Origin of the sequence: Neobacillus sp. WH10, from assembly GCF_030123405.1 — a bacterium.
Taxonomy (GTDB): domain Bacteria; phylum Bacillota; class Bacilli; order Bacillales; family Cytobacillaceae; genus Neobacillus.
The window spans coordinates 4,870,303-4,897,250 of the sequence record NZ_CP126110.1; the positions used below are offsets into that span (position 1 = coordinate 4,870,303).

The 26,948-nt window shown below is 39.7% G+C and carries 20 protein-coding genes; 6 read left to right on the forward strand and 14 right to left on the reverse strand.

Annotated elements, in window-relative coordinates; genetic code table 11:
* Positions 1–103: 103 nt before the first annotated feature.
* Together QNH20_RS23620 and QNH20_RS23625 are read right to left on the reverse strand one after the other, a co-directional pair.
* Positions 104–1,486 carry a YVTN family beta-propeller repeat protein gene (locus QNH20_RS23620; protein ID WP_283920371.1) on the reverse strand — a complete coding sequence of 461 codons (1,383 nt, stop codon included), beginning with the start codon at positions 1,484–1,486 and terminating at the stop codon, positions 104–106.
* Positions 1,487–1,876: 390 nt separating this feature from the next.
* Positions 1,877–4,963: an efflux RND transporter permease subunit gene (locus tag QNH20_RS23625; RefSeq protein WP_283920372.1), complete on the reverse strand. Its 3,087-nt coding sequence runs from the start codon at positions 4,961–4,963 to the stop codon at positions 1,877–1,879.
* Between the two features lie 99 nt (positions 4,964–5,062).
* Here QNH20_RS23625 and QNH20_RS23630 point away from each other — a divergent pair, with 99 nt between their 5' ends.
* From QNH20_RS23630 to QNH20_RS23650, 5 genes are all read left to right on the forward strand, one after another.
* The gene (locus tag QNH20_RS23630) at positions 5,063–5,893 is read left to right on the forward strand and encodes a TetR/AcrR family transcriptional regulator (RefSeq protein WP_283920373.1); all 831 of its coding nucleotides are present in this window, start codon (positions 5,063–5,065) and stop codon (positions 5,891–5,893) included.
* A gap of 362 nt (positions 5,894–6,255) precedes the next feature.
* Complete coding sequence (locus tag QNH20_RS23635; RefSeq protein ID WP_283920374.1) at positions 6,256–6,738, forward strand: hypothetical protein; 483 nt, start codon at positions 6,256–6,258, stop codon at positions 6,736–6,738.
* The gene (locus tag QNH20_RS23640; protein WP_283920375.1) at positions 6,728–7,885 is read left to right on the forward strand and encodes a LuxR C-terminal-related transcriptional regulator; all 1,158 of its coding nucleotides are present in this window, start codon (positions 6,728–6,730) and stop codon (positions 7,883–7,885) included. Before QNH20_RS23635 ends, QNH20_RS23640 begins: the two co-directional genes overlap by 11 nt.
* 88 nt (positions 7,886–7,973) lie before the next feature.
* The gene (locus QNH20_RS23645; RefSeq protein ID WP_283920376.1) at positions 7,974–8,429 is read left to right on the forward strand and encodes a DUF2269 family protein; all 456 of its coding nucleotides are present in this window, start codon (positions 7,974–7,976) and stop codon (positions 8,427–8,429) included.
* Between the two features lie 14 nt (positions 8,430–8,443).
* Positions 8,444–9,265, forward strand: coding sequence for an arylamine N-acetyltransferase (locus QNH20_RS23650; protein WP_283920377.1), 822 nt, complete (start codon positions 8,444–8,446; stop codon positions 9,263–9,265).
* Between the two features lie 169 nt (positions 9,266–9,434).
* On the opposite strand, the gene QNH20_RS23655 is transcribed toward QNH20_RS23650, so the two are convergent.
* Together QNH20_RS23655 and QNH20_RS23660 are read right to left on the reverse strand one after the other, a co-directional pair.
* Positions 9,435–10,250 (reverse strand): protein phosphatase 2C domain-containing protein, encoded by an 816-nt coding sequence (locus QNH20_RS23655; RefSeq protein WP_283920378.1) that lies wholly within the window; start codon positions 10,248–10,250, stop codon positions 9,435–9,437.
* 219 nt (positions 10,251–10,469) lie between these two features.
* Complete coding sequence (locus QNH20_RS23660) at positions 10,470–11,549, reverse strand: nitric oxide synthase oxygenase (protein WP_283920379.1); 1,080 nt, start codon at positions 11,547–11,549, stop codon at positions 10,470–10,472.
* A gap of 202 nt (positions 11,550–11,751) precedes the next feature.
* Here QNH20_RS23660 and QNH20_RS23665 point away from each other — a divergent pair, with 202 nt between their 5' ends.
* Entirely contained in the window at positions 11,752–12,279 is a 528-nt protein-coding gene (locus tag QNH20_RS23665; RefSeq protein WP_283920380.1) for an NUDIX hydrolase, read from the forward strand.
* A 94-nt stretch (positions 12,280–12,373) separates the two neighbouring features.
* Here the strand turns inward: QNH20_RS23665 and manA (QNH20_RS23670) are convergent, their stop codons facing one another.
* From manA (QNH20_RS23670) to QNH20_RS23715, 10 genes are all read right to left on the reverse strand, one after another.
* Positions 12,374–13,333: a mannose-6-phosphate isomerase, class I gene (gene manA / locus QNH20_RS23670; protein ID WP_283920381.1), complete on the reverse strand. Its 960-nt coding sequence runs from the start codon at positions 13,331–13,333 to the stop codon at positions 12,374–12,376.
* A gap of 97 nt (positions 13,334–13,430) precedes the next feature.
* Complete coding sequence (locus tag QNH20_RS23675; RefSeq protein WP_283920382.1) at positions 13,431–15,383, reverse strand: PTS fructose transporter subunit IIABC; 1,953 nt, start codon at positions 15,381–15,383, stop codon at positions 13,431–13,433.
* Between the two features lie 418 nt (positions 15,384–15,801).
* Positions 15,802–17,730, reverse strand: coding sequence for a BglG family transcription antiterminator (locus QNH20_RS23680; protein ID WP_283920383.1), 1,929 nt, complete (start codon positions 17,728–17,730; stop codon positions 15,802–15,804).
* 172 nt (positions 17,731–17,902) lie between these two features.
* On the reverse strand, positions 17,903–18,850 hold the full coding sequence (manA, locus tag QNH20_RS23685; protein WP_283923489.1) for a mannose-6-phosphate isomerase, class I: 948 nt from the start codon (positions 18,848–18,850) through the stop codon (positions 17,903–17,905).
* 23 nt (positions 18,851–18,873) lie between these two features.
* Entirely contained in the window at positions 18,874–19,740 is an 867-nt protein-coding gene (locus QNH20_RS23690) for an ROK family protein (RefSeq protein ID WP_283920384.1), read from the reverse strand.
* 17 nt (positions 19,741–19,757) lie between these two features.
* Positions 19,758–20,987 (reverse strand): MFS transporter, encoded by a 1,230-nt coding sequence (locus QNH20_RS23695; protein WP_283920385.1) that lies wholly within the window; start codon positions 20,985–20,987, stop codon positions 19,758–19,760.
* Between the two features lie 74 nt (positions 20,988–21,061).
* A complete protein-coding gene (locus QNH20_RS23700) occupies positions 21,062–22,054 on the reverse strand; it encodes a zinc-dependent alcohol dehydrogenase family protein (RefSeq protein WP_283920386.1) in 993 nt (330 codons plus the stop codon).
* Positions 22,054–24,582: a beta-mannosidase gene (locus QNH20_RS23705; RefSeq protein ID WP_283920387.1), complete on the reverse strand. Its 2,529-nt coding sequence runs from the start codon at positions 24,580–24,582 to the stop codon at positions 22,054–22,056. Before QNH20_RS23705 ends, QNH20_RS23700 begins: the two co-directional genes overlap by 1 nt.
* A 99-nt stretch (positions 24,583–24,681) precedes the next feature.
* Positions 24,682–25,746, reverse strand: a complete 1,065-nt coding sequence (locus QNH20_RS23710; protein ID WP_283920388.1) for a BtaManbiosPhlase — start codon at positions 25,744–25,746, stop codon at positions 24,682–24,684.
* A gap of 34 nt (positions 25,747–25,780) precedes the next feature.
* A complete protein-coding gene (locus tag QNH20_RS23715; RefSeq protein WP_283923490.1) occupies positions 25,781–26,719 on the reverse strand; it encodes an MTP-1 family protein in 939 nt (312 codons plus the stop codon).
* Between the last annotated feature and the right edge of the window lie 229 nt (positions 26,720–26,948).

Genomic DNA, 26,948 nt, shown 5'->3' on the forward strand with positions numbered 1-26,948 from the left:
GACCTTTCACCAAGGAGGGGTATCCCTCACATCTTCAGACCCCTCCAAAATAATAAAAAGCCAGGCGTAGTGCCTGGCTCAGATAAATTTCCCCTTGGTTACATTATTCACTTTTTTCCATAAAATGTTTGTTAATAATATACCAGATATTGTTTACGCCTTGTCCTTTTGTATCGCCTGGCTGTTGATCTTTGATAAAGTAATAAAGAGGATACCCTTTATAGGTTGTTTGCTTCTGCCCATCTTCCCTTGTAATCGTTCCAAAATCTTTTTTATGAAACCCTTCCGATGCCTTAATATTTTCTGCATAAAACGGCGGCCAAATCTCAAGACATTTTCCTAAACAATTGCTGATGCCCGGTGTATCCTTTGTAAAATAGTAAAGCGTCATTCCTTCCTGATCCGCTAGATATTTTCCAACCTCATCGGATTTTAAAACCTGAAGCCTGTAGGAACGCTTCTCACTTATCGTATCTATGATCGTGCCGCTGTTCACATCGACTTTGGAAATGGACAGATCACGATTAAGTACATAAGCACGGGCCCCATCCTGACTAAATGCGATTGCTTGGCGTGGCTCCAGAAATCCTTTAATCGTCCCGGTAATACGGTTGTCTGAAACGCTGATAACATTGATTGTGTTGTCTGCTTTGTTGCTGGCAAATAGGAGCTTTCCATCTGGCGACAATGCTGCCCCATATGGCTCGCGTCCAACTTTTATTTCATCGACGATTTCACCCTGAGCGAGATCTACCACAGAAATACTGTCACGGCCGCTGTTTGCTGCATACAACGTACTTCCATCAGCACTTACAGATATCGCGCGAATCATAGAAAATCCATTTATCTCACGAACGATAGTCTTAGCAGCCGTATCAATTACGGATACTTTGTCACCTTTAAAATTTGTAACAAATACAAATTTCCCATCGTGTGAGACGACAATCCCTTGACGCGGCTGGGAAAACCCAGGGATAACGGTAACAGGCTTGCGTTTTTCAAGATCGACAACCGTTACTGAACTCTGAGCCTGGTTGTTAACGTACATCGTACGCCCATCAGGGCTGACCGCTGTTCCAAATGCTCCTTGCCCAACCACTATCTCATCTTTCAGTTTTAGTGTTTTTGTATCATAAAATCGTAAGGAACCCAGCGTACTGTCCGAGACGACAAACTGTGCCCCACCCCCTATGAACACGATATTCCTTGGCGTGACAAAGCCCTCGATCTTTTTTTTCAAGGTGCCTTTTACAAGGTCGAACACGAGGATGATGTGTTCACGGCTATCTGAGACAACCCCGGTCTTTTCATCTGGACTTACTGCCAGCGAATTATTCGTAATGTAGGTGTCAAAACCAGTTTCAGGCTTCTCTTGATTATTTTCATGACCAGAGGCAAAAATCGTAGTTGGAAGCATGTAAAGAAATACTAGGACAGCCGCCAAAACACTTCTCCATTTCATTTTTTTCAAAGAATAACGTTTCATTAATTACACTCCTTAATTGTATTTTTGCTTTTCATTGTAGTAAACGAAGCGTTCTTCTTTTCAGTTTGATATTTTTTAAAAAATTTTTTCAAGAAGTACTGTCCTATTGGCAGATGGCACTAAACAAACGGTGATAATTCCGCATTACTGTAAACTATCGATAATAAAGTAACATTCCACAATCAAATAGAAATATAAAAAAACACCCGATTGGCAAGCCCCTAAGTGGGAAGAATGTGGCGTAGTTGCACTTATACCTGATAGAAAAGTTATACTTCCATATCAACAAAAATAACCAAGGGAATATCCCTCGGTTATTTTTGAATCTTTTCTATTAAGATACCCTTTAAGGTCATGTCGTGAACCAATCTTATTCCGAACCTGAATTGACTAGTTTTCTTCCACTTCTCTCCGGTTTTTCTTAAACATCTTAGACAAGATTTCATAAACAATTGGCACAATAATCAACGTTAATAATGTTGAACTTGTTAAGCCACCGATTACGGTAATACCAAGACCTTTGGAGATTAAACCTCCACCGCCACCTGCACCAAGTGCTAATGGGATTAACGCACCGATTGTTGCGATAGCAGTCATGAGAATTGGACGTAAACGTGTTGCACCCGCTTCTAGAACCGCTTCACGCATACCTAAGCCATCACGTTCCATATGAATAATCCTGTCTACTAGCACGATGGCGTTCGTAACTACGATACCAATTAACATCAATAGCCCCATCATGACAGAGACAGAGATGGTTTCCCCAGCGATTAACAAACCAACAAATGAACCGATGACCGCAAACGGTAACGAGAATAGGATCGCAAATGGTGCGACACCTTCACGGAAGGTTACCACAAGGATGAAGTACACGATGGCGATCGCCGCAAGCATGGCGACACCAAGCTGTGTAAATGTCTCGGTCATATCTGCCTGTACCCCGGCAACGGCGACGGATACACCTTTTGGTAAATCTAATTTATCTACTTCTTTACCCACTTTAGAGGTTACTTTTGAAATATCTTCAGATTTAATTTTTCCAGAAACGGTTGCGTAGTACTCGCCTTTACTACGTGCAAGTGTATTTTGTGTTGTCCCTTTTTTCACAGTAACAAGTTCAGAAAGAGGCATTGTTGTACCCATTGCAGTTGGTACTTGTTTTGCTAAAAGATCATCGATCGATTCAGGCTGGGCAGCTTGTTCCTGCTGGACGATGACATCTAAGGAGTTGCCGTCTTTTTCAACCGTTGTTAACACATCTTGCGTTTTTTGCGGGCTTAACATCATCACAAGCTGTCCCGTTGTTAACCCGTACTTCAACAAGTTAGCTTGCTCAACCCTGAAAGTATACTCGACATAAGCATCCTCTGCACTGGTCGTCACATCTTTCAAGTCATCATGTTTCTTCAACACTGACTCAACCTTTTTCACAGATTGATTTAGCTTGTTTAAATCCTCACTGTAAAGGGTGTAGCTGACTTCATTTTCCGCCCCTGACATTGAAGAGAAGTTTTGGCTCTTCCATTTGCCTGATTGATTAAGGCCGGTAACATACTTTTCAATTTTTCCCTTAACCTCTGGGAAATTCTTTATGTCTGGGTCAAAAATTAAGTACATCAAGCCACCGCCTGAGCCGCCGCCCATCATGGCAGACATCTCATCGCCTTCTTCAGTAACAGATACCTGAACGATATCAATATCGTCCCGTTTCAGCATCTGATCTTCGACCACTTTAACATTCGCTACTGTTTCTTCTTTAAGTTCGCCGGCTTTTGGTGTGTACGTTAAGTACATCACTTTTTCCTCTTCGCTGCCCATGAAGCTAAAGCCGATTAATGGTGTTAAGGCCAAACTTCCAGCTAATAAAACAACAGCAAGAATCGAAGTAATCACTTTATGGTTAAGAACCTTTTCCAGGAACCACTTATACCATTTTGCCAGTTCACCAGTTTCTTTATGGCTTTTTGCTGTTTTTGCACCATATAACTTCTTCTTAAATAAGAAGTGGGAAAGAGCCGGAACGATAGTAATCGCTACAAGTAATGAAGCCCCAAGGGAAAACGCCATCGTTAAGGCAAACGGTGCGAAAAGCTCGCCAACCATACCGCTTACAAAGATCAGTGGCGCAAATACTGCAACTGTTACTAATGTGGAGGACATAATTGGTTTGAACATTTCAATCGTCGCTTCACGAATAAGTGCGCGGCCGGTTAATTTTTCTTCTTTTAAATGCAGTCTTCGATATATATTTTCTACGACGACAATTGAGTCATCTATGACTCGCCCAATCGCAACCGTAATCGCACCAAGCGTCATAATATTCAGTGTAATATCCATCCAGTGCAGCAGCAGTAATGCCATGAAAATCGAAACTGGAATCGATACAATTGAAATAATCGTAGATTTAAAATCACGCAAGAATAATAGGATGATTAATACGGCAATTAAACCGCCAAATACCGCTTTTTCAATCATCGTGGTGACCGAATCTTCAATCGGTTTACCTTGGTCAAGGGTGACATCAATGTCGAGACCGTCATACTTTTTCTTTTCATCTTTTATTAGCTTTTTCACCTTGTTTACAACATCAACGGTGTTCGCTTGTTGACCTTTGACAATTTGAATCGCAATCGCATCTTTTCCGTTTGTCCGGGAAATAGATTGTACTTTACCGACTGTTTCAATTGTCGCAATGTCGCTAAGCTTTACAAATGGAGAAGGATTTGTTGCTGATGGTGTGACAGGAATCAGCATATTCTTTAATTCATCAGCCGTCATGAACTTGCCGTCGACGGCGACCGCCTGCTCACCTTCTTTAAACTCGTAAAGTCCTAAGGAAACTGACATGTTGCTTGCTTGAATCATTTGCTTAACGCTATCTTCAGTTAAACCGAACTCAGCCATTTTGGCTTTGTTATACGTAAGATCTACTTCTTCAATATGCTGGCCGGCAATCGTAGCTGACGCAACACCCTCGATTTTCTGGATTTTTGGAAGTAGACTTTCTTCTACTGTTGACGTTAATTCAACAATATCCTCTTTTGAACTACTTACACTTAGAGCCACAACCGGCATCATATTCATGCTAATCGCTGTCGTTGTCGGCTTTTGTGCCCCTTCCGGGAGTTTTAAGGAATCTAAAGCCGATTTTAATTCACGTTTCGCCTCATCCATATCAATTCCGTATTCGTATTCTACTTGAATACTGGACATATTAGAATAAGAATTGGAGTAAACGGCTTTCACGTGATCAAGGCCTTCTACCGCTTTCTCGATCGGCATGGATACATCTTTCATCACTTTCTCAGGAGTAGCTCCCGGATAGACATCCATGACCATTAAGTATGGAATCGAGATATTCGGTATCGTCTCCATATTCATTCGTGTACCTGAATAAATACCAGATACCGTAATGATGATGGTAAGTAGCCATACTGCTAATTTATTCTTCAGGACAAAATTAACTAACCCTTTCACTATTACACCTACCCTTAATTGACTTCATGCGCTCAATTATTTATAATAATGACCAATGAGTCATTTGTCAACTAAAGACCATAGGAGCGATACAATAAAATGGTTAAAAAACAGTTAATTATGGAAAAAGCGTTAGAGCTTTTTGCAAAGCAAGGGTTTGAAGCCACATCCGTCCAACAGATAACTGAGCATTGCGGGATTTCCAAAGGTGCTTTTTACTTATCCTTCAAGTCAAAGGACGAATTGATCACCGCAATAATTGACGACTTTATGATGCAAATTACCTCTGACATTGACTACATAGTCAAAAATACAAAAGATGAGCAGATTTTATATGAATTTTATTATGCTATCTATCATTTTTTTCAAAAGCATTCTGATTTCGCTAATGTTCTCATTAAAGAGCAGTCGCACACATTTAATAAAGAACTCATTTTAAAAATGCAATACTACGAAAAAGTAATCGAGAACGCGATCTTATTGATGATTGAACGGTTATATGGTGATAGGGTCAAGGATACAAAATATGACTTAATTTATTGTATTAAAGGCTTTATGAGTACGTATTCACAGTTATTTGTATTCTATAATGTTCCGTTGGATTTAAAGTTACTGGCGAAGTCGCTTGTGGAAAAAACAACTTTACTGGCGCAGCATACGACTGCTCCATTTGTTACACAAGAGCTTAGTCAACTGGTCAAGCAGCCGATGAATGAAGAAGTAACGAAGGAACAGATCCTCGAAATCATCGTACAAAAGATTGATGAAATGGAAGAGTCAATTGAAAAAGAATCGTTAATCTTACTAAAGCAGCATCTACTCGAACCGACATTAAGCCCTGCTATAGTAAAAGGATTACTCGAAAATATTCGAAATCATCCTCATTGTAAGTGGATTTCTTATTTACTTCGGCGGTATTTTGAGTTTTAAAAAGGAAGAAAGGCAGAACGCTAATACTTATAGCATTCTGCCTTCTTTTTAATTCATAAATAACTAGATGGTGCTTGGCATCTGGCTTCTCATTAGAACCTGAATATATTATCAAAGCCACTTCTATGGATTCAATCTCGATTTTTATCATGATTCATGTTACAAGTCGTTTTCGATCCAGGTCTCTGATTCTATACCGAAAACGAGGTATGTTTTTTATATTTTTCGGAGGTCAAATTATAGGGAATCTAGAATATTCTAGATAATAGAAAGACACCTGGTAAGCTGTAACTAATTTTAATCCAACCACAGCTTTAAACTTATTAATTAAATTTGAAATAAAACCAAATCTGGGGGGTTATATGATACTGGATCATACTGTCGTCAATTTTTTACAAAGAACAGAACCTTTATTTATTCATCTTGCCGTCTCAAATGTTGATAGACACCCTATTTCTGTACGTGGTTTTGGAGTGAAAATCGATGATGGGATAGATTGTCTCAATATCTATATCCTCAAAGCACAGACAGAAAAGGTTCTCTCCTATTTATCATCAGGCAATGGCGTAGTTGCTTGTTTATTTACGGATGGATTTTCAAACGAATCCTATCAAATAAAAGGGAAGTTCATAAACTATAAAGCTTCAACTAGAGAAGATCTTGAAATATTAACCGGATATCGAAAAAGCAGCCTTATATTGTTTCCAAAAATGTATGCGAAATTTCCACTTTCAACAGCTATTTGTGATGTTATTTCATACAAAGCAGAAGAGATCTTTGTCCAAACACCTGGACCCTACGCAGGGAGCAAGTATCAAAAGGGGGACGCCATCAATGATTCCTAAAGAAATGATGCCAGCACTAATGGGTGCTGTTCCAGCAACTCTAATTACAAGCAGCAAAGAAGGAATCCCAAATATTACAAATATCTCTCGCATATGGTATGTCGATTCAAACCATGTCGCAATCGCTAATCACATGTTGAAAAAGAGTGTGCAAAATTTGCAGGAAAACCCTTATGCCTTTATTCGTACGATGGATACTACGAATTTTTCTACATGGGAGCTTGTATTAGAGTATATAGGCTTTAGGACAGATGGTGAGATTTTTGCTGAAATGAAAAAGCAATATGAGGTGCTGTCAATGATGTTAGAATCAGTGATGCCCATTACCGTCAATTGTGCTGAACTGTTCACCGTTGTGTCAGCACGAATTTGTAAAGAGGAGAATAGTCATTTACGTTTACTTACTGAAACCTATCATCCATTATTAGAACAGCTTGAAAAGAAATTTGGATGGGACCGCTCGGCTGTTTGGATCACAGATAACTTAGCCAATCAGTTACATTTAGCAATAGTTCATGGCCTAGATGAGGAGTCAGCACAAAAAGTTCTCCAGCGAGTAGCACAATTGTCCTCCCACCAGGAAAAACCTGTCTTCATTAATAATATCCGTTCCCAATATCAATATGCTTTTACAACCTTTCTTAACCAACTGCCGGAAAAAGAGAAGTTTTCAGTAGAAAATTATCGAAATATTAGTCAAAACTATGTTGCAATTCCAGTTAAAAATAAAGATAAAAAAATAATGGCTGTTATAGGCAGTCAAAGTAATGATGAGCTTTTCTTTAGTGATTTCAATGAGGACCTTCTTCATATAGCTTCACGAATTCTATCCCAGCTAATTGAAAAACTTCATGGGCTTGAAGATGATAAAGAACGTCAGAAAATGATTGCTCAAGCATTGGATCGGATTCTTCTAGAAGGATCCAAACGAACAGGGGACAAAAATACCGTCTTAAGCCCTCGTGAATTACAGGTAGCACTCCAAGTTGCACAAGGTCTATCCAATGAAGAAATTGCCAAGGCTCTTTTTTTAAGTAAACGGACAGTGACAACACATTTAGAACGGATTTTTCAAAAGCTGTCAATTAACTCCCGTGCTGTCTTAGCAAGCTACATAATTGAAAATGGACTTTCTGATTCTCCGTAATTAAGAAAAATACGTATTTCAACCGATATTTTAAATAGATCACACCACTTATGATATGTTTAAGACTTATGAATAGGTGGTGTTTTTTATGGAATGGCTTGTATTTTTACATGTCGTTGCAGCGGTGGTTGGTCTTGGCCCTGCCTACGCTTTTCCATTGATATTAAAAAAGGAAAAGTCACTTTTTGAGGTAAAAAGGATGGTCAATCTGGTAGCTCGTTTAGAGGTTCTCCCGAAAATTTTCGGAGGATTGACCTTTTTATCAGGGCTGCTGTTAGTTTGGCTCGGGAATTATGGAACATTTTTTACTTTATGGATTGGTGGAGCATTAGTCCTTTTCATTTTAGCTGAAGTCGTTATTATCGGCTTCTTAACTCCAGCTGCAAAAAAGCTTTCTGCTGCATTATCAGAGTTAAGTGAACAAGGGGCATCCGAAACGGATGAACATTCTCAAGGATTGCTTACAAAAGTCCGAAATTACCATATTATCGCTTGTGTAATTGTAGTTGTAATCATTGCTTTTATGGTGGTTAAACCAATATAGGAAGTGAATAACAGATGGATCGTTGGACAGAGAAATATTTGGATTTTTTACGTATCGATAAATCGGAACCTGACTATAAGTACTTGCAAAGCTTAGTAGAGGCACATTTGCATCGTGTACCATTCGAGATCATTAGTAAATATCATTATTACACTACACGTAATCACAATGATTTGATTCCTAGTAAAGAAGAGTATCTTGAAAATTTACTTGGAAAGGGCTGGGGCGGAAACTGTTATATTCTCAATATTCATTTTGGGAAACTGCTCTACTCCCTTGGGTTTGATGTTAAAATTGTCCGTGCTAAAGGTGGGAACACCCATCTTGGTTTGATGGTTACGATGAACGGAAAATCGTATTATACTGATGTAGGCTTTATGGCACCTTTATTTGAACCATTGCTAATTGAGGAGGAACCATATTTAATTCGCTGCGGTGAAGAAATGATCATCAAGAAGGTCGGCAGACGTGAGTATTTGTTTGATAGGAGGTCAGGAGGACAGACTTTTGTTGCCAAAACAATCGAGTGGTTTCCAGTAGATGTTGAAAGTTTTACTGAAGATATCATCCATGCCCATCGGGATAAAGACGAGAATCCATTTATGCGGAGGATTGTAGCAACGATATTTAAAGACCGAGTGAGCTATGCCGTCATAAATTCAAAATTGATCGTAAAATCCGACAATGACATACAAATAACTGATTTTGCAAATAAAGAGGACTGGATTCAGATGATGGAAAAGACCTTCAATCTTCAAAAACAGGACCTCCTTTTTGGATTGAATTTTTTAGAAGAAAGAAATGTGAGCATTTTTGTTGAATCAAACCAGTCTTAGGTAAAAAGGAAACCTGTCGCCAATTTCTTTTATGGGGACAGGTTTTTCTGGTTCTGGCACAATTTTGGCACCAACAACAGTTATCTGGAACATATTCCCATGTTTCTGCATCATTTTTGTCCTCAAAGTTATAACAATATATTATTGAAAGCTGTTTCGAAGATACCATTCAATTAATAAGTCGAATCATGATCCCCGACTTATCATCTGAACGAAGGTTATTCCTTCTCTCAAATTGTTCTAACTCAATAGAATACGAAGAAGCACCAGATTTCTGAATCATTTTAAATGTTTCTTCAATTAAATAATCAGGGTGAAACAGACCATCCGTTATCATTAATAGTGCTTTAATATCACTGATTTTTACTTGACCATGCTGAATAAAATGTACAGCTTCTTCCCTTCCATTCGCTACAGTGTATCCGTGTGGTTTATTCGCTAATGAACGATTAAAGATACGCTGTTGAGTAATATCTTGATAAAAGTCCTCATCTGGAATTGTAACTCCTTGTTTTCTTTGTTCCTCACGCCATGCCTTCGCCCGATAACTTATCCCTTTTACTGTGTCCCTGGTTAGAGCTTTTATCATTCCGTTTTGATATTCTGCAATGATCATACAATCACCAAGCTGAGCATAAGATATCTTTCCGTTATTTTCAAATTTAATTATGGCTGCACATGTTGACCAAAGGTTTTCATATTTCTCTAGATTAACCATGGATTTTTCCATGCGATCTCGCAGCATCCTATTAGCAGCTTGGATCCCTTCAACTAACGAAAGATCTTCATGGAAGAGTCTAGCGAAATAATCTTTAAATATATTAGATGCTAAATAGGCACCATTCATATTGTTTTCATCTTTAAATTGTGTTAAAGGCGTTGCCCCATCAAACACCCCATAGACCTTTACCTTTTCATTAATTAAAATGGCATCTTCACTAACACTTTTATAAGGAGCAGCCTTAAAAAAAGAATCAACCTTCATTGTTGCTCACCTTCTTTTTTACAGAATAAATTAAAAATATTTTTAAGGGCTCCATAGAAGTTAACCAAAAAGTAATAATGTTTTATTGATAAGCTGCTCTTGTAACATCGCAACGAAAAATGTTTATTTATCCTTTTATTCTTCCCGTATGTATATTATTCCCCTAAAAAAAGATGGTTTCATGATAAAAGCCAACATTTCTGTTGGCTTTACAAACAATCAATATGGTTTAGGTTGATAAAAATAATTAGGCTTTAAAATTTCATTATTATATGATGCATGAAAAATATGAGTTGCAGCAGGTGACATTGGTGGAATGAGCCAAGTCCAATCACCAGTGAGGGATCTTCCTATTTCCTTTTCTTTTTCTTCAAATTTTTTAAACTGTTGAGCAGCCGTATGATGGTCAACGATACTAACTCCATCTTCTTTAAAAGAATGTAAGACGGCTGTATTCAATTCTAACAATGCTCTATCTTTCCATAAAGATATACTACTTTTCGTATCTAACCCCATTAAAGCTCCGATCTGAGGGAGTAAATTATACCTCGATTCATCAGCCAAGTTTCGTGCCCCTATCTCAGTACCCATATACCAGCCATTAAAGGGAGCAGCAGTATAAGTAACACCTCCGATTTCAAGCATCATCTCGGAAATAATGGGTACTCCATACCATTTCAATTCTAAATCTTCAAACCATTTGTACTGAGGATGACGAAGTGGAACTTCAAGTGGAAGATGTTCTGGAATTTCAAACATTCTTGGACCATTATCATTTATTTGTATTACTAATGGTAAAATATCAAACTTCCCAAACTTCGGTTCCCACCCTAGTTTTATACACTCCTCGGTAAAAGCTAAGGAGCCCGGGTCCCCTAACACTCCTTGCTCAGTACGATATCCTGCGTAGCGAATTAATTGATGATTCCATATACGTACCGTTTGATTAGGAGTTTTCTGTGGAAAAATAGTGATAGTAGGCCGGATCCGTCCCTTATTCGTTGCATACTCAATGTGCTCAAATAAAGCCCCAGCCATTTCCTCTTCTGTGTTTAAGTGTCTCTTATCGATAACGTTTAATTGATCCCAAAATAACCTTCCAATACAACGATTACTATTACGCCAAGCCACTTTTGCTCCATATTCTAATTCCACAGCTGTGTGTTCATAAAAATCTTTGCTTTGTAACTGTTTATTAATTTCATTTAACCTAATTTCTATTTCCTGCTCCGTTTTATTTAATTCGCTATAACAGGAACGAATAAATTCCTCTGCTTCCTTAAATAAATCGTTATTCAAAGTAAATCCTCCTCCTATGATAAGTGATATCCTGATAACCTAATAATATCATAGTGGAGTCAAATGACAGAGTAACACCTTGAAGATCTCTCTCATAGTTAGGAGGTAATAAAGTTTGGCTTTAGAATTCCTTAGAGTTTAATATAGTCCAATATTCGATTAGAATATATATATATCTTGTATTTATAGAGAGGTGAAAGAAATGGCTTGGAAGATACACAGTTCAATTCAGAAAAAAGTGGATCGCTTTGGGATTACGGTTGATGAGGTAATTCTCCCAAATGGAGAGGAAAAGACCTTTTCCTATTTAGACTTTGCCAAAGGAGTTTGTATACTCCCGATAACGAAGAACGGAGAAGTAATATGTATAAAACAATACCGTCATTCGCTAAAAAGCTGGCTATGGGAGCTGCCTGCTGGGATGATTGACAAAACAGACCCTTCTCCAATGGATACAGCGAAAAGAGAGCTTGAGGAAGAAACAGGCTATTCTGCCGAACATTGGCTTGAATTAGGAAGCTTTTATCCTTCACCCGGCTCAACATCGGAGGAGATTTTCTTGTTTGCAGCAGCTGGCTTAAATCCTTCCGAACAAAATTTAGAAACCAGCGAGCAAATTGAACTTCATAAACTGACAATGGAAGAATTGAAGACTTTGATTAAACAAGGCGACTTCAAGCATGGTGCAGGACTTGCAGCAATATTAAGATACAAATTTATAACAGAATAATAAAAGAAGCGTAAAGGACCTCGACACTTGTTCCTTTACGCTTCTTTTTATATTAATCTAACGTTCACCCTGCTTCAATTTCGGATTTCATTCATCAAACATGTGAAACAATAAATTCGGCTTGTCCTTCAATAGTATACTCATGAACTCCGTGAGGTAACAGAAAATGGCTGCCCTTCTCTATAGCAAAGATCTTACCAGCAATCGTTAGTTCAGCTTTCCCCTCGATTACACTCACTTGTAAAAAGTCATTAGTTAATCCGCAAGATGCTTTCCCGTTTAATTGCCAATGATAAACAGAAAAATACTGCTCCTTCACAAGTTTCTTTTCGACTAAATCACCAATAACCGTTTCAGTTTGCTCTACAGCAGCGTCCTGATGTGGAACGGTTGTCACTTGTTTTGCACGCTCCAGGTGTAATTCACGTTTATTGCCTGCTGTATCTGTCCGGTCATAGTCATAAACACGATAGGTTATATCTGAACTTTGTTGCGTTTCTAGGATAACGATTCCTTTTCCAATAGCATGAATCGTACCGCTCGGAACATAAACAAAATCTCCCGCCTTCACTTTCACTCTTCTTAGAAGCTTGTCCCATTCACCTTGATCCACCATTTGCACTAATTCTTCTTGTGATTTTGCATGATGGCCTAGCACAAGTTCTGCATCTTCTTCAGCACTTAAGACATACCAGCATTCAGTTTTACCATAAGGAACGCCTTCCACCTCACGGGCAAATTGGTCATTCGGATGAACTTGAACAGATAGATCATCGGCTGCGTCCAAGATTTTAATAAGTAATGGATATTCCCCTTGATGATCGGATTTTTTATTAAAAAGAATTCCATGTTCGTTCCATGCTTCAGCTAATGTTTTCCCAGCAAGCGGACCATTCTTTATCACGCTTGGACCATGGGGATGGGCAGAGATTACCCATGCTTCGCCTGTTTGCTTATAGGGAATATCATAATGGAATTCTGTCTTTAATTTTTGTCCTCCCCAAATTCTTTCTTGAAAAACAGGCTGTAAAAAAATCGGTTCATTTTTATACATGTTAACCTCCATATTCTAGATATATGAAAAGAGAGCATTTTTCGCTCTCTTCCAATTATATCTTTCATTATTAAATAGCAGCAGCACTTATTCCATCTTAGTTAATGGTTTCAAGCAACTTGAAAGCTTCTTCTTTCGAAGTAACACGCAGCAATTGCTCTCTAAAATTGTCATCCATTAATTTTCGTGATAGCATTTGTAAAATCTTCAGATGGGCATCTCCAGAAGCTTTTTCCGGTACAGCAATCATAAAGATCAATTTTGCATCATTACCGTCTAAACTTTTCCAATCTACACCATCACGTTTAATACCAAAGGCAACAGCTGGCCGTGTAACCGCACTTGATTTTCCATGTGGAATCGCAATATTCATACCAAGTCCTGTTGAACTTTCACCTTCACGATTCAAAATAGCTTGTTTAAATGCTTGTTTCGAGCTTAAAATTCCCTTTGCATCAAATCTCGCAATTAATTCATCAATGACCTCATCACGAGTAGATCCAGTTAAATCTGTTTCTATTAACTCTAAACTTGTAATTTCCGTCAATTTATGAATTTCAGTGTTGTTAGTGGCTTCCACCTTCGCATTAACAGCCTCTTTGTGTTCAGAGACAGCAGCACCAGATACAGGGCCAACACCCGCTGCAACTGGAGCATCTTCCACATTTTTCTTCAAGGCAATAACCATAAAGGCCGTAACAACCACCCCAATAATGATGGCAACAAAGAACATAAGGACATGATCGACAGCACCTAATACGGCAACAATCGGACCACCATGGGCCACTCGGTCCCCAACACTTGAAAGCATAGCAATAACAGAACCAACCATTGAACCGACAACGATACTAGGAATTACTCGTAACGGATCTTGCGCTGCGAATGGAATTGCCCCTTCTGTAATACCGAATAATCCCATTGTGAATGATGCTTTTCCTGCATCTCTTTCAGTTTGACTGAATTTTCGTTTGTTAATAAATGTTGCAAGTCCAAGCCCAATTGGCGGAATACAAATGGCAACCGCAATCGGTCCCATAATTTCATAGTTTCCTTCGGCAATCATTGCGGAACCGAATAAAAAGGCAACTTTGTTGAATGGGCCACCCATATCAACTGCAATCATCGCACCAAGAATCATCGCTAATACAATCGAGCTTCCGCCTTGCATGCTAGCAAGCCAATCAGTTAATGCTTCAAACACATGTGAAACCGGAGAGCCAATGACATAAATGAATAATAACCCAACAATTACAGAAGAAAGGATTGGGATAAAGATAATTGGCATAACGGGCAGAATCGCTTTTGGCACTTTAATTTTCTTAATGGCAAGGGCCACATAACCTGCTAAGAAACCGGCAATAATCCCACCGATAAATCCAGCACCAGCTTCACTTCCATAAAAACTACCGTTTGCTGCGATATAACCGCCGATCATACCTGGTACAAGTCCAGGTCGGTCAGCAATACTTACCGCAATGAAACCAGCCAAGATTGGCACCATGAACATGAAAGACGTACCGCCAAGCTTTTCTACTTGCTTCCAAATTGAATCGTCCGGTATCACGATTCCACCAGGGGTCTGATGACCTCCAAGCGCTAACGCCAGGGCAATCAATAATCCCCCTACAACGATGAATGGAATCATATAGGATACACCATTCATTAAATGTTTATAAATTGGATTTTCTTTTGATTTAGTCTTCTTAGGTCCATTAGCAGATGCTAATTCTGATTTGTAAACAGGAACGTTTCCGCTTTGAACCTGTTTAATGAGTTCTTCAGGTTTCCGAATTCCGTCTTGGACACCGGTTACAATTAACTTTTTACCAACGAAACGGTCTTTCGAAACCTCTTTGTCTGCAGCAATAATAATCCCATCTGCTGCCGCGATCTCTTCTTCTGTTAACGCATTTTCTACGCCAATCGAACCTTGTGTTTCTACTTTAATATCAACGCCTAACGCTTCGCCTGCTTTTTGTAAATTTTCAGCAGCCATATACGTATGAGCAATACCAACTGGACAAGCTGTAACAGCTAATATTTTTCCCATTATGTCTCCTCCTACCGATGAAAATAATAAAGTAATCGCTTACCTATATAATAAATTCAACTTGTCCATTTAATTTTTTTTATTTTTACCAGAAGTTGCGGTAAAAAAAAATTAATCGAATAAGAAAAGCGCAAGCGCCCGTTTAGCGGCGTATAGACTGGAGAGCTTCGACTGAGATAAAGGAAACACGGAGAGCGGAAGCGATCCGATGTTGACTTATCGTAGGGAGAAGAGCGAAGTCTACTAGCCGCTGGGCGCTGGAGCTGGACATTTCTCAAAGTCGAAATTTATCCTTTCTTATCTTTTAAAGAAAACTTGCCGATTAGCGAGACTCTAAAGGAAAGACAGAGGCTTTGCCGCCCTTTTACTTTCCTAATTAGCAAAAAAAGAGTGGACATTCCATCCACTCTTACCCGGCTCACTGATTCTCTTCTAATATCCGTAAAAACATCTTAGTATTCTCTGCGGCCGTTAACTCATGAACAATGAGTGGAGATTCACTCAGGGAAGCAATTTCTCCAATAACACCGCGAATATCTCCATGATTTTCCTCTGCAAGGGATAGCATGAATACTAGTGAAACCTTTTCATTCCCCCACTCTAACGGCTCTTTCATGATAGCCGTTGCAATAGCAGACCTCTGGACCATAGAAGGATTTCCATGCGGAATTGCTATTCCTCCGCCAATCGCTGTAGCAGATTTCCTCTCTCTATTCACAGCACTATGGATAAACTCTTTACTTACACAGCCTTTTTTAAAAAGTGCGGTTGCTAGCATTTCCACTACTTCATACCGGTGCTCTTGGTCTACATGAAAAAATAAGAGGTCTTCGGTCAAAAATTGGGAAAGGACATTTTGATTATGAAGTCCCGTATGTTTTTGTTTCAGTTCCTCAACAAATTGGCTTAATTTTTTCTTATCCTCCTGTCCAAATAGCGGAGAAATGACGATGTGCTCGATGTTTATTTTTTCAAGAGGAATGGTTGAAATAATAAAATCCGGTTGATGAAGTCTTACATACTCCCCAACTTCTGCTTTACCGATACAAGCTAAAATATCAATTTCCTGATATTGCTGCTCAATTTTCGCCTCTAACAGATGTGACATGCCAATTCCCATATGGCAAACAATCAGTGCTTTCTTCTTGCTACCTCTCGTATTTTCCATCCGTTCAATCGAGGCCTGAAAATGAAGGACAATATAAGCAGCCTCATCTTCGGGAATTTCCAAATGATAGGTATGTTTAATTTCTTCCAGTGTCAACATCACCATATTAAACATATAAGGATACATTTTCTTAATAGTAGAAAGCAGCGGGTTGGTAATCGGAAAACCGTATTTGATCCGATTAATGACAGAGTGCAAATGCACAGTGAGACCATTTGTTAAAATCTGATCGGCTTCAAAATGAAATAATGCCAGCTTTCCCATTTTACTAATGAATGCACTTACAATTTCTGCTGCATCTTTATCATATTTCAAAACTTGTTCAGATCCCTCTTTTGTTCGCTTGCTGCTAATGAGATGCCAAGTGAAATACACCCGCTCCTCTACAGGAAAGGTTAGCCGAAATGCTGATTCGAGCTGTTCGAAAAACCAACTAGCATATTGATATTCTATCCGTTTCAATGCCGATTCCTTTTCGGACTCCTGTACAAATACAGGCGACCTTTGCCGTGTTCGTTTGACCATAATCAGAGCGTGAACGAGTAAACTCTCGATCGCCCCATCCGTTAATGCAATCGAAAACTTATCCTGCATTTCCCCCAACACTTTTCGGACTGTCGTAATTTCATAAGGCAAAAATAAATCCAAAACATAATTTTTGACATGGGGAATAGATGAAGTGAGTTCGGGCAAGTGTGCCAATGCATTTCGTTTTTTCAACTCTAATCCTTGAATCACATTTCCAATTCGTTGCTTGCATACGAGTTCAAGCTCATAACGCTGAAGCCAGTTCGTAAAGGTCTCCATGTCTTTTTTAATCGTCGTTTTAGGCACAAAGTATTGATCAGCCAAATACTGAAATGTAATAGGTTTATTACTAGTTAAAAACCGATAGGCTATTTCAATCAGCCGCTCTTCATTTGTTTTTGGCTCGTTAGTAAGGAGACTGCGCAAAATCATTGACCGATCTTCTTCATCAATTTCAAGCGATATGCCAAAACCAGGCTTACGGGTCAGGCTAGCACTAGAGAAATCAAGAAGATACTCCTGCAGCCGGTCTAAATCATTCCGAACTGTTTTCTCCGCACAATCAAGCCGCTCCGACAAATCTTTAATGTGTAATGTCCCGTCTTCATTAACGAGCAATATTCTTAATAATTCCTTTTGTCTATTATTCATCCTTACACCTGCTCTAACTAACAATATTAAGAGTGTATCTTTATTTTGGCACGTATTCAACTGAATAATAATACAAAATGATTTCGTTTCTCTAAAAAAAGCGTAAAGGGCTCAATCAACGAAGAACCTTTACGCTTTTTTGTATTCGGTGATAGACCTATACTCCAGCAGATTATGTATGCGATACAATTAATTCGCAATCCCCATCAACTTCAAATGTTCCAAAACCTACTGGGATGATAAGGTGGATTCCTTTCTTCATTTCATATTGCTCACTGGCATGAAAAAGTGTCCCCTCTCCCTTAATAACACTGAGAAGTAAATATTGATCATTATATGCAAACACCGATTTGCCACGAACTTCCCATTTATAAACAGAGAAAAAGTCTGATTCTACAAAAGTTGTAATTCTAGATTTTCCATGCTCTTGAACTACGGGTAAACTTACTGCATCGAGATGCGGAACAGTCGTAACTTCAATGGCTCTTTCTAAATGAAGGTCCCTTAAATTTCCTTCCACATCAAGACGATCATAGTCGTACACCCGGTAGGTGGTGTCAGAGCTTTGCTGAGTTTCTAAGACTATAGTCCCTTCACATAACGCGTGAATGGTACCGCTCGGAACATAGAAAAAGTCGCCTGGTTTAATTTTCACTCTGCGCAGCAGTTCATTCCATTTTCCTTCATTCATATGCTCAACTAATTCTTCTCTCGAATGAGCATTATGGCCAAAGATCATGTCAGCATCTTCTTTACAGTCAATGATATACCAGCATTCTGTTTTTCCAAACTCACCGTTTTCATTCACCTTTGCATAGAGATCATCCGGATGAACTTGTACGGATAAATCCATATTTGCGTCCAAAATCTTCGTCAAAAGAGGAAATACCTCTCCACTAGGATTTCCAAATAGTTCAGGATGTTTCCGCCATAGCTCATCCAATGTCATTCCCTCATATGGTCCATTTTCGATGACTGAAGGGCCATGAGGATGAGCAGAGATTGCCCAGCATTCGCCTGTATTTTCTTTTGGGATATTATAGCCAAATTCTTCTTGAAGAGCCGTTCCACCCCAGATTCTCTCTTTAAAAACCGGTTTTAAAAACAATGGCTGCAAAATCATTACCTCCAAATGTACATTCTTTAGATTGTATCTTCTAGTGCTCGATGGGCAAGCAAGAGGGATCCAATAATTCCCGCACGATCCTCTAGACCTGGGCTGACAATATAATCAACAAGCTCCGGGAGCACCACATAATCACTAATAAATTTTGGTAAATACTTATAAATAGAAGTAAATACCTGTTTCTGATTCATAACCCCTCCACCAAGGATGATTTTTTTCGGAGATAGAATTAAAATATACTGCATCAGAGCCTGGGCAAGATAGTATCCTTCCAAGTCCCAGATTTCCTCTCGATCGATAAGATTAACACCTTTATCACCCCAGCGCTCTTCAATAGCAGGACCAGCAGCAAGACCTTCTAAGCAATCATTATGATATGGGCATTTCCCATGATATGCATCTTTTTCGTGACGTTTTACGAGGATATGCCCCATTTCAGGATGTGACAGTCCTTGAAGAAGTTTTCCTTGAATAATCGCACCCGCACCAATTCCGGTTCCTACAGTAATATATAAGCAGCTATCTAGACCTTTGGCAGCACCGAATGTTGCCTCTCCCAATGCAGCTGCATTGACATCCGTATTGAAACCAATCGGAACAGGAAAAGCTGCTTTTAACGTTTGAACAAACGGAAAACCCCTCCAACCCGTTTTTGGTGTAGACGTGATAGAACCGTAAGTTGGACTTTCAGAGTTTACATCAATCGGACCAAACGAGCCAATTCCGATAGCCTTTAGCGGATATCTTTTAAAAAAGTCAATCACCTTAGGTATGGTGTCCTCAGGTACCGTTGTTGGAATCTGAATTCGTTCAACAATGTTTCCTTTTTCATCCCCAACAGCACAAACAAACTTTGTTCCACCTGCTTCAATCGCACCTAACATACATAAATTCCTCCAGTTCATCTTTCGTCAAATTTTGGGGAATGATTGGTACCTTCCCCTTTCCAGATTAAGTATAAAACGGGGATCATCAGTACATAAACAATCGGAAAAAGACTAAATGAAATAGGTAAGAGTTGCTCGATAGCAAAGTATTTCCTCATCCCTAAAAACAAAAATACACCGATGATTCTGCCAATCCCGAGGGGGATTTCACGAATAATAATATAGTCCAATCGCCTTTCCTTGTATAGCGGATCCTTTTCAATCGATGCATAAATCATCGCATTCATGGAAGTGTTAATCATATTCATGGCTACAGGTTGGATTATTGCAAAAATAACCAACGAGATAAAGATGGGAAGGGCTGATAGTAAGACAGAGCCAACTAAGATACTAACTGCACCAATCGCAAAGATAGCGATACGATAATCCGGATTAGAAAACTTTGCAAGCACAAAGAAGGCTGCGATTGACACAATTTCTGCCACAGTATTAAAAATTCCTAAGCTCAATTCCCCGCCAGCTACTTCGAACATAATCATCGTTATTAAAAAGGTCGTATACACACCCGATACAATCCCATCGGCAAACATAACCGAGTACATCTTCTTCCATTCACGAGATGGACTCCGTACAACATCCCAAAAATAGCTTTTCGATTCGATTGGGCTCCCTTTGACTTTTAAAGAAATCAAAAATGAAAGGAAAAAGAAAATGCATGTGGCAATAAAGACGATATAATAACCTAGCATACCATGAAATTGCGAGATTAATATACCGGATACAAGTGGAGCAACGACTCCTCCGATGGTTAGTAATATTCCTTGAATATATAAAAATTGATCCCGTTTTTCATTCGTTGTCAAATCCAAAACAGCCATATGCATGCCTACATAGTAAAGGCTCATCGCTAAGCCATTTGCGCTTCCCAATAGAATGATATGATCACTTAAGGTGTCATGAAAAATCAACATGATTAAATAGGTAATCAGATAAAAGACAAACCCAAATCGCATAGTAATCATCGGGCTTGTTTTCCTCGCCAGCCACGCACAAAGTCCAAAACAAATAATAATCGCAATGGACCAATACAAGCTGTAATAGGCAAGCAGAGAAAAGGTTTTATCAAGTTTCCATAGAAACACACTTTGAAAAACACCTGACAAAGCTGTACCAAAGGAAAAGAAGGTATTCATAAGCAAATAAAACTTCAATTCCGTAGAAAAAGACTTAAAAATAGAAGACATATATATTCTCCTTTTGCCGTAACCACTCGGTCCAATACCACGAGTATTCTATACTAGACCGATAACTCCACCAACTAGTAGTTAATGACAGCCTTTGTTACTTTTAGATTCGGGTAGTCAGCCATGACCGCCGGCAGCTCATCTATCGCAAATCGATGCGAAATAAGCGATCGGACCTCCACCACTTTTTTAGCAATTAATGAAATAGCTTCTTCATGTGTAAAAGGGTTAATTAATGAGCCTTTGATTGTAAGCTCCTTTGAAAAAATTTCAAATGGCGCAACAGAAATGGTTGTTTCCGGTGACGAGACCCCGAATAGTAACACTTGACCGCCTTTTGCCGCTGACCTGACAGCTAATTCCATACTTTCAGGCCGGCCCACACACTCAATCACAACGTCTGCCTCCCACTTAGAAGCGTTCAACGGATGGACCACTTCATCAGCACCCAACTGATAAAGCAGCTCTTTTTTGTTTTCCGCTGGCTCACTTACAATGACCGATTCGACATTTTGTTTTTTAACCAATTGCAAAAACAATTGACCGATAAATCCGCCGCCAATGATGAGTACCTTACTCAAGGACGACAAATGAATTTTCCTAAAACCATGAAGGACACAGCCTAACGGCTCAACTAGTGCTGCCTCTTCATAGGTCATTTGCTCCGGGATTTGATAACAATTGGCTGCCAGTACAACACAATATTCGCCCATTCCTCCATCTCTTGTTACACCCACCGCCTGAAGATGGTTGCATAAATGGAGCCGATTACTCCGACAGTATTCGCATGTCCCACAATAAATGTTCGGATCAATCGAAACCCGCTCACCTATTTGGACGTTTGTAACCTCCATCCCCACTTCAACCACTTCTCCGGCCAACTCATGCCCAAGAACGATTGGAGGACGGACTTCTGCTGAGCCAGGATGGCCATGGTAAATATGCTGGTCCGTGCCGCAAATTCCACAGCTTTTTACCTTTACAACTACCTCTAAAGGGGAAAGTGACTCTGAATCCAGATCCAACACTTCCATATGCTTTGTTCCTTGCAAAACAGCTGCTTTCATCAACATCTTCCCTCCGACACAATGGTATTGACGCTATTTATCGCCTTTACCCTTAATGATTCCCATGGGACTTCCTTCCCCTGAGCCTGCTGTACCTTAACTGTTTTCCTACCCTTTGGCAGCAAGTCAAAGAAATTATCCTCGATCACCAGCTGTTCCATACCTAATTCAATCGTTACCATACGGGCTAACACATTTGTAGTAATGGTCAGTTCATCATTCTCTCGATCAAGAGAGATCGTTAATTCCGCTTTACCCCAATTCAAGTCCTTATGATCACAGAAATAATAGAGATTTTCATCAGTTTTATGACCTTTCGAGCGGATAACCATTACGGACTCTTTAGGACTGAGTCCACCTAGTACTTCGTCTTCCAGAACTACATCAATTTGTTTAGTAACGTTCGCTTCTACTAAAATCGTCCACTGCTTTGAAAATACCCTTTCGCCGGTAAATTTGTAAACAGCAAGCTCAATCTCATCCTGGTAGCTTTCTAGTCGGTCATTTACCACCCAAATCCCAATGTCTTTTCCTGGCGCATGATCAAGTGTCAACAAGATCGGATGGTAAAATTTTCGTGCATAATGATAGGACGCCTTTGGCAATAAATAATAATCAATAACAGACCAGCTAGTGCCAGGCCAACAGTCGTTCAACTGCCAAAATAATGCTCCGCTTGTATGCGGCTTATTACGGCGGTAATGCTCGATGCCATATTTCAACCCTTCAGCTTGCGTTAACATGGAAAAAGAAATGTACTCCTCAAGATCCTTCGGAACACCCGTATACCCTTCCATTAGCAAGATGCCTTTTGGTTGATGGATATCTTTGTTTCTGTAGGCCATTTCTTCGCTTCCCCAGAAAAATTGATCCTTAGGGATATTGAACTCTAACGTATAGCGGTTGGACGAAGCATGCATTCCAAATTCACTCGCAAACAGCGTATGATCATTTTTAAAGTTTTTAAAGGATAGACCTTCAATACTGTAATCCACCTTCTGGGGTTCGCCAAATACGCGCGGCTCGATATTCCCGTGCCATACCTGCCAATTATGTGTGTCTCCCTGCTCCCTTGAGTTATGGTCATTGCCGCCAAATGGCGAACTTGGCCAAAACAACCGAGTGGGGTCAAGCTCCTCTAACAATTCCGGCATTAGCTCATGGTAAATTCTTTCTCCGTAAAAAGGATGAGTAATCTCTCCAGAAGAAGATAAAGCCTCATAAAGCCAGTCATTTTCATTATTCCCGCACCACAAGGACAAACAAGGATGATTTCGAAGCCGTTTTACCACATGTGTAATTTCTTCACGGACATTAGCCATAAAGTTTTTATTGTAATCTGGATACAATGCACATGCGAACATAAAATCCTGCCAGACTAAAATTCCCAGCCGATTGCATTCTTCGTAAAACACATCCTTTTCATAGATACCGCCGCCCCAGACGCGGAGCATATTCATATTGGCATCTTTGGACATTTTGATTAAATGCTTATACCGAGAATCTGGCACTGCTCCTATAAAACTATCAATCGGAATCCAATTGGCGCCTTTGGCAAACAGTTTGTGCCCATTTAACACAAAAGTAAAACTATGCTTTCCGACTTCGTCAACAAGCCGGACTTCCATTGTTCTAATCCCAAATTCCTCAAAACGTTCATCAATCTTCACACCATCAGTAAACAATTCAATTCTTAACTGATAAAGATGCGGTGTCCCAAGGTCATGTGTCCACCATAGCTTTGGATCGGCTACCTCTAACACAACCGCTGCCTTTTTTTCATTCATTTTCACTTTAGCCGAAATAACGTCTTCCTTATATGCCAAACTAACTTGCGCCACATATTCTTTTTCTTTCCAATACTTTTCTATTTCAATATCCACCTCGACAACTGCTTGCTCAGGTGAAATAGATATTGTCTTTGCAAATAGATGATCAATTTTGGCAAAGGTCCGTTTCTCTAGATGGACATCCTTCCAAATCCCTGCCGCAACTAAGCGCGGACCCCAATCCCAGCCATAGTGACTTTGCGCCTTCCGTGTCCATATCCGTTTCTTGCTAAAACCGGACCAATAATATTGAACTTTTTCCTTCGCGTGAACATGGACCGGGTCAAATTTAACCGCTATCGTGTTTTTCCCTTTTTTGAGCTCCCGCGTTACTTCAAAGGTGTGACTTATGAACATATTCTCCGTCGAACCCAGCTCTACACCGTTTAAATATACCGTTGCAAACGTATCAAGTCCCTCGAAAATCAACTCATACCGGTCCTCTTTAAGAAGCTCCTCATCAAAATCAAACGTGCTGCGATACCACCATACTTTTTCTTCTACCCACTGACATTTCAAATCATTATGTCCGTAAAAAGGATCGTCAATCAGCTTTCGCTTAATCAGGGTGGAATGGACATCACCAGGAACAGATGCTGTCATCCAAAAATAATCAACATATTCAGGAGAAGCAACTTCAAGGTCACGAGCGGTTCCAACACCAAAATCTCGTATTTTCCAGTTGTCATTTAGTTTCATTTAATGTCACCTGCCTTGTTAACCAGCTTCATATTTTAACAATTATCAAGAAACAAAACGAAGGCCAAAATCGAAAGGACAATTTTGGCACTATAAAAACTATTTAATATACGTTAATGAATCTATGATTTCTTGTAAACTTAATTCTGCACAAGCCATCGAGGTGTCGGCAACACCGTAGTACATTTTGACAACATCGCCTTCAACAACTGCGCCACAGGAAAAGACAACATTCCCAAAGAAACCATCTACTTCATAGTCGGCCTCCGGTTCAAGAATCGGTTTGTCAGAGCGGGCAATAACCTTTGATGGATCCTCCAAATCTAGTAAAACTGCACCCATACAATACCGATGATCCGTCGTTGCACCATGGTAAAGTTCTAGCCATCCTCGTTCTGTTTTAATTGGAACGGCTCCTCCACCCATTCGTCCGCTATCCCACATTCCTTCACGTAAACCTAGTAAATATTTGTGATTCCCCCAATATAAAAGATTAGTAGACTCAGCAATCCACATTTCCGGCTCCCCTACACTTTTTGGCACAGGACGATGAAGGGCATAATACTTCCCATTGATTTTTTCAGGAAAAATTAAAACGTCTTTATTTTCCGGCGCAAAAATCATTCCATGATGCTCGACTGTGATAAAGTCCTTTGTGGAAACCAGCGATTCCCCGACCCCAACAGGTGAAACGGCACTAAAATAGATATAATACGTATCATCTATTTTCGTTACCCGTGGATCCTCAATCCCAAACACCTCTAATTCATTAGAAGGATACACAAACGGTTGATCATCGATGGTGAACTGATGACCATCCTTGCTGCGCGCAATACGTAAGTACGATAAGGATGTTAAATATTTAAAGCCTTGCGTTGACCCATTTTCTCTAATTACACGCGGATCAGAAAAATCATAAGCAGGATCATCCAAACGAAATTCAAAAATCTCTAGTTCATTCGTTTCTGGATTATAAATAGGTGCTTTTACAATCTCAGGGTCTGCACTTATTGGACGCTCCGCAACGCGGAGAACCATAATAATTTCACCGTTATAGGTTGTTACTCCGGCATTAAAAGCTCCAATCACTTCAAAATCGGCACGATGTGGTTTCACATCCGCTGGGGTGACCAATGGATTCTGTTCATATCTATATACATTCATTTTGGTATCTCCTCTTTTTGGACTTTATTATGAATTACTGCTCGTATGGTAAGAAAGGATCGATGATTGTAATCTTTTGTGCTTCGGCATCGCTAATACCGGCATATAATACAGCCGTGCCATCTGATTTTCGAACTAATCCCCCGCTAAACACCACATCCACCAAATCTGGGCGTTTTGTTGGACCTGAAAGGAAGTGACTTCTTGTCGCGATTAATTCTAGATCAGAAATCTCGCCCGTTTCCGGATGAAGGGCAAAGACTACAGAATAATAGTGACGGTTACCCTCCGCATCAAATGAAGCAATATGCCCTAATACACCAATCAAACCATTTGCTAAAAGGTGCGGCTCGTTTGCTCCGCCCCACTCTTCATCAGTAAACTGTCCCTGAAGTAGCGGAGCATCATTAATCACATCAATCGTTAAATCCGCCAGTGAAGGGATATGGGTCCAGCCAATTTTCCCTCTGCCTCCCTTTTCACCTTGCGGTCTTGTTAACACACCAACACTTCCATCCTTCAGCTCTACAAGGCGAAGGTCTTTCATCCCGTCTGGCCCCTTCGCAAATTCCTGTAATAAAGAAATAGATCCGCCTTTATAAAAAACGGTACGCCAGCCGAGTGAACCTTCTAGCGTTGGATGCGGAAATATTTGCACGCCGCCTAAAATCAGCTCTCCCGCGATTCTAGTAAAAAACGGATCTTGTAACTCAAGGACAGGCGCATTTTCTCTTGGAATCCATTCACCGTTGCGCTCAACGAAGAAATACACTCTAGAATGCTCGCTATCACGCGATTCAACTCGACCCGCAATAACTAGCTCCCCCTCATCTTCAAACGGTGCGGAAATATTATAGACATCCTTTTCACCTAGACCAGAGAAAATAATTTTTTCAGGATTAGTAGGTTTTGAAATAACCTCGTTTAACAGCTGTTCACATGTTTTAACCTTTCCTTTTTTTAAAACGGTCATTTCCTTGACTTCCCCCTTTAGAATTATCGCCTCATTGGCTAAAATCGTGATGGTGCTGCCACCTTCCATCGACACACGCTTTGTCGATAAAAGCAATTTCGGATCCGTTCCAATCCAAGCTCCAACATCAAGCGTTTTCGAATGACTAAAAAAATTCATAGCAATGAATAGCTTTTCAACACCGTCTGTTTTTACGAAATAAATCATTCCATCTGTATACCGTAAAAAC